The 5,617-nt window shown below is 65.3% G+C and carries 2 protein-coding genes; both read right to left on the reverse strand.

The window, feature by feature from the left end:
* Window positions 1-2,514: type I polyketide synthase (locus ABEA10_RS42700; RefSeq protein WP_345474061.1), on the reverse strand; the 2,514-nt coding region annotated here is incomplete at its 3' end.
* Between the two features lie 37 nt (window positions 2,515-2,551).
* The coding region (locus tag ABEA10_RS42705; RefSeq protein ID WP_345474062.1) for a type I polyketide synthase at window positions 2,552-5,617 on the reverse strand (3,066 nt) is incomplete at its 5' end.

A 5,617-nucleotide genomic window follows, 5' to 3' on the forward strand; every position in this document is an offset into this window, starting at 1 on the left:
GGCCCAGTGGGTGGGGTTGCGGATTTGGTTGGTCCAGTAGGTGGGGTCGGTGAGTTGGGTGGTGGTGGCGGGTTCTCCGGTTTGGGTGGAGATGATGGGGATGGTGGGTGGGTGGTAGGTGAGGGTTTCGGCGGTGTTGTGGAATTGTTGGAGGATTTGGTTGGTGTGGGGGGAGTGGAAGGCGTGGGAGACGTTGAGTCGGGTGGTTTTGTAGCCGTGTTGTTTTAGCAGGGTGGTGATGGTGTTGAGGATTGTTGTGTCGCCGGTGATGGTGGTGGAGGTGGGGCTGTTGATGGCGGCGATGGCGGCGTCGGGGTGGTCGGTGAGGTCGATGTGCAGTTCGGTTTTGATCAGGTCGACGAGATCTTGGTGGGGTGTGTTGGTGGCGTGCATGGCGCCGGTGGCGGGGAGGGTGTTGAGGAGTTTGGCGCGGGTGGTGATGAGGGTTGCGGCGTCGGGGAGGGTGAGGACGCCGGCGAGGTGGGCGGCGGTGATTTCGCCGATGGAGTGGCCGGTGAGGTAGTGGGGGGTGATGCCGTGGTGGGTGAGGAGGCGGTGGAGGGCGACTTGGATGGCGAATGTGGCGGGTTGGGTGTAGAGGGTGGTGTGGAGGAGTTGGGCTTGGGGTGTGTCGGGTTCGGCGAAGATAATCGCGTTGAGGTCGTGGGGGAGGTGTTTGTTGAGGTGGGTGATGGTTTCGTCGAGGGTGTTTTTGTAGGTGGGGTGGGTTTGGTAGAGGTCGTGTCCCATGCGGGGCCATTGGGCGCCTTGGCCGGTGAAGCAGAAGGCGAGTTTTCCCGGTGGTGCCGGGTCCGGTGGTGTGACGGTCAATCGTGGGTGGGCTTGGTTGTCGGCTAGGGCATGTAGGGCGGTGGTGAGGTCGGTGATCGTGTTGCCGGTGATGACGGCGCGGTGTTGGAAGGTGGCACGGCTGGTGGTGAGGGTGTGAGCGATGCCGACCGGGTCCAGGTCGGGGTGGTGTTCGATGTGGTTGGCAAGACGGCGGGCCTGTTCACGGAGTGCCCGGTGGGTCTTCGCTGACAGTGGCCAAGCCACTTCGGCCGGAGGGGTTTCCGCGACGGTTAGTGCTGGTGTCGGGCCGACCTCGGATGCCTTTTCGGGTATGGGTTCGAGGGCTTGTTCGAGGATGAGGTGGGCGTTGGTGCCGCTGATTCCGAAGGAGGAGACCGCGGCGCGGCGGGGTCGGCTCGTCTCGGGCCAGGGGCGGGCTTGGGTGAGGAGGGTGACGGCTCCGGCGTCCCAGTTGATGTGGGGTGAGGGGTCCTCGGCGTGGAGGGTCTTCGGCATCCGCGCGTTTTGGATGGCTTGGACCATCTTGATGACGCCGCCGATACCGGCCGCGGCTTGAGCGTGACCGATGTTGGATTTCAGCGATCCCAGGTACAGCGGCTGGTCGGCCGGGCGTTCACGTCCGTAGGTGGCGAGCAGGGCGTTGGCTTCGATCGGGTCGCCCAGGGAGGTGCCGGTGCCGTGGGCTTCGACCACGTCGACCTGGTCGGGGGTGACTCCGGCGTTGGTGAGGGCCTGTCGGATGACGCGTTCTTGAGAGGGCCCGTTCGGTGCGGTGAGTCCGTTGCTGGCGCCGTCCTGGTTGACCGCTGAGCCTTTGATGACGGCGAGGATCCGCCGGTTGTTCTTCCGAGCGTCTGACAGGCGTTCTAGCAGGAGGAGTCCAACCCCTTCGGCGCCGATGGTGCCGTCGGCGGAGGCCGAGAAGGACTTGCAACGTCCATCGGCCGCGAGGCCGCGTTGCCGGCTGAACCCGACGAAGAGGCCGGGGGTGGACATGACGGTGACGCCGCCGGCGAGGGCGAGGTCGCATTCGCCGTTGCGGAGTGCCTGCGCGGCCAGATGCAACGCGACCAGCGATGACGAACACGCCGTATCCACCGTGACCGCCGGACCTTGGAGCCCGAGGGTGTAGGCGATCCGGCCGGAGATCACGCTACTGCCGTTCGTGGTTAGCAGATAACCCTCATGGGCTTTCGTGGCTCCATAAAGCGACGGGCCGTAGGTCTGCGTGATGGCGCCGGCGAACACGCCGGTCCGGCTGGTACGTAGTGTGGTGGGGTCGATGCCGGCGTTTTCGATGGTTTCCCAGGCGACTTCGAGGAGGAGTCGTTGCTGGGGGTCCATTGCGGTGGCTTCGCGTGGGGAGATGCCGAAGAACGCCGCGTCGAATTGGTCGGCGTCGTGAAGGAACCCGCCCTCTCGCGCATAGGACTTACCTGGGACGTCGGGGTCCGGGTCGTACAGTTCCTCCAGGTCCCAGCCTCGGTTGTCGGGGAACGGCGTGATGGCATCGACGCCCTGGTCGACCAGCTCCCACAACTCCTCCGGTGAGGTCACCCCACCCGGGTAGCGGCAACCCATCGCCACGATCGCGATCGGTTCTCGCGAGCGGTGCTCGGCGTCATGCAGCCGTTGACGGAGCCGGCGTAGATCGGCGGTCGCGCGCTTCAGGTAGGTCCTGAGCTTCTCTTCGCTCTGCATTGCCCTCAAGCCTCGGAATCATGGGGGTCGGCGCGTGCTATTCCAGTTCGAAACTCTGTAGTTCGTTGTCCAACGCTTCGAAGAGCTCTTCATCTGTCGCCGAATCGAGGTCGTCCGTCGCATCGGCATCGATGGCTCGTTGAGACTGGCTGTGCCATTTCTGCAGTAGATTTTCGAGTCGGGTGGTTATGGTGGCATGCTGTTCATCACTCAGTCCGCTCCCGTCGATGGCGGATTCGAGTTCGCTGATCTTCCCGATCAGATCGGTCCCGGCGTCGTTTCCGGTGCTCGGCAGCAGCTCTTCCCTTAGGTGTTCGGTGAGCGCGGCCGGAGTCGGGTGATCGAAGACGACGGTCGTCGGCAGTGCCAGGCCGGTGGCGGAATTGAGCCGGTTGCGTAGCTGTACCGCGGTGAGCGAATCGATGCCGAGATCCTTGAAGGCCTGTTCGACTTCGATCTGTCCTTCGTCAGAATGACCGAGGACCATGGCCGTGTTGGTACGGATCAGCCTTAGAAGCGTGTCCCGCCGTTCGGACTCGGCCTGGTGGAGGAGCCGCTCCACGAGGGCGGTGCTCGGCTCGACGGCCGACACGCCGGGATCGTTCGTCGCTGGGCGTCGACGCGATGTTCCGGACAGGCCGCGCAGGATCGGGGAGAGCGTTCCCGCCTCGACCTGCGCGCGCAACGCTGTGGTATCGATGCGGGCGGGAACGATGACGGGCCGATCTGCCACCAGCGCGGCGTCGAACAGGGACAGCCCCTCCGTCGTGGTCAGCGGCGGCAGTCCCATCCGGGACATGCGGGCCAGGGCCTTATCGGCGATCTGGTCCCGCATTCCGCTGGCTTCTTCCCAAAGCCCCCAGACAAGACTGGTCGCGGGCAGTCCGCATACGCGACGGTGATGGGCCAGGGCGTCCAGGAACGTGTTCGCGGCGGCATAGTTCGCTTGACCTGCGATGCCGAGCATGCCGGCGAGCGAGGAGAACAGGACGAACGCCGACAGATCCATTCCCGCGGTGAGGCGGTGCAGATGCCAGGCCGCGTCGGTCTTGGGGAGAAGAACGGACGTCAGCTGATCCGGCCGGAGTTCGGTCACAGGCGCGATGTCGAGCACACCGGCGGCGTGGATCACGGCGGTGAGGGGATGCCGGTCGGGCACGGTGGCCAGGAGTTCGGCCAGGGCCTCCGGGTCGGAGGCGTCGCAGGCGGCGATGGTGACGTTCGCGCCGAGCCCGGTGAGTTCGCCGTGGAGTTCGGAGGCGCCGGGGGCATCGGGCCCAGAGCGGCTGGTCAGCAGGAGCTGACGGGCACCGTGGGAGGCGGTGAGGTGGCGGGCGATCGTGGCGCCGAGCGTTCCGGTCCCGCCGGTGATCAGCACCGTTCCGTCGGGGTCCAACCGGACGTGGTCATGGCCGGTGCTGCCGTCGCGGGTCAGGCGCGGCACCAGTATCCGGCCGTTGCGAATGACGCTCTGAGGTTCGCCGGTGGCGATGGCAGCCGGTATGGCCGCTGCTGACCTGGGCGTCTGGTCCAGGTCGATGAGCGTGATCCGGCCTGGGTGTTCGGTTTGGGCCGTACGAGCCAGGCCCCACACCGCGGCCTGCGCCAGATCCTCGATCGCCTCGCGCCGGTGAGAGGCGACCGCACCGCGCGTGACGACGATGAGGCGACAAGCGGCGAAGCGATCATCAGACAGCCAGTCCTGCAGGAGACCGAGCAGGTGACGGGTGATGGCGCGGACGTTCGCCGGGGTGTTCGTCTCACCGGACGAGGGCATGGCCGACACGAGCACGACCTCGGGTACGGCCTCCGCGGAGCTGATCATCTCTCGAAGCGCAGACAGATCGGGGACCTGCCGGAGATGCAGGCGGCCGGTCGGGTCGGGTGGTTGTTCGCCGAGCGAGATCCACGTCGAGGTGTCCCGTACCGGAAGAGGCGGAGGGACGGATGACTCGGGCGCCGTCCACCGCAACTCGAACAGGGGGACGTACGACGTGTGGGCGGCTGCCTGCGGCGGCTTCGAAGGACGGAGGACGAGCGATTTCATGGTCGCCACCGGGCTGCCGGTGGCGTCGAAAGCCGAGATCGAGAACTGGTGCTCTCCCGTACCGTGAATATGCACCCGAAGGCTGGTCGCGCCAGTGGCCAGGAGCGAGATGCCGTTGAACGAGAACGGCATGAGCATCTCGGTGGACCTGCCGCCATCCGGAAGCGCCGCGAATGCCACTGGATGGAGTGCCGCGTCGAGAAGGGCCGGGTGAATGGTATGGCCCGCCGTGTCGGTTGGCTCGGGGAGAACGAGTTCGGCGTATAGATCTCCGTCCTCGCGCCGCCAGGCTCGGGACAGACATCGAAAGCTGGGGCCGTAGCGGTAGCCGTACTCATCAAGCCGCTGATAGATCTCAGCTGCGCTGATCGCGACCGCGTTGACGGGTGGCCATTGAAGGGCTTCCACCGGTGCCGCCGGGGAGTCTTCGGCGAGGGTGCCGGTGGCGTGCTGAATCCAGGGGCTGTCGCCGTCTCCGAACGGGCGGGTGTGGATGGTGATGGTCCGCCGGCCGTTGTCGTCGGGGGGTTCCACGGTGACATGGAGGTCGATCGGGTCGCGCTCGGGGACGACGATGGGAGCTTGGAAGGTGAGCTCCTCGATGCAAGGGGTCCCAGCGCGGGTGCCGGCGTGTAGGGCCAGATCGATGACCGCGGTGCCGGGAAGCACGATGGTGTCGTTGATCGCGTGATCGGTGAGCCAGGGGTGAGTGCGCGTTGATATCTGTCCAGTGAACAGGTAGGTCCCGGTATTGGGGATCGTTGTGGTGGCGCGGAGAAGCGGGTGTTGTGCCGCCTTGAGACCCAGGTTTTCGGGTTTGTTGTTTGTGGTGACAGGTTGTTGGAGCCAGTAGGTGTGGTGTTGGAAGGGATATGTGGGAAGCGGGATTGTTGTTGTTCGTTTTGTTGGTGGTGTGTAGTTGACGTTGTGGTGGTGGGTGTGTAGTTGTGCGGTGTTGTTGAGGAATTCTGTGAGGGTGCCGTGTTTTTTGGTGATGGTGGGGATGGCGTGTGTGGGGTTGGGGTGTTGGTCGAGGGTTTGTTGGATGGCGGGGGT

The sequence above is a fragment of the Actinoallomurus oryzae genome, from assembly GCF_039541955.1.
Lineage (GTDB): Bacteria > Actinomycetota > Actinomycetes > Streptosporangiales > Streptosporangiaceae > Actinoallomurus > Actinoallomurus oryzae.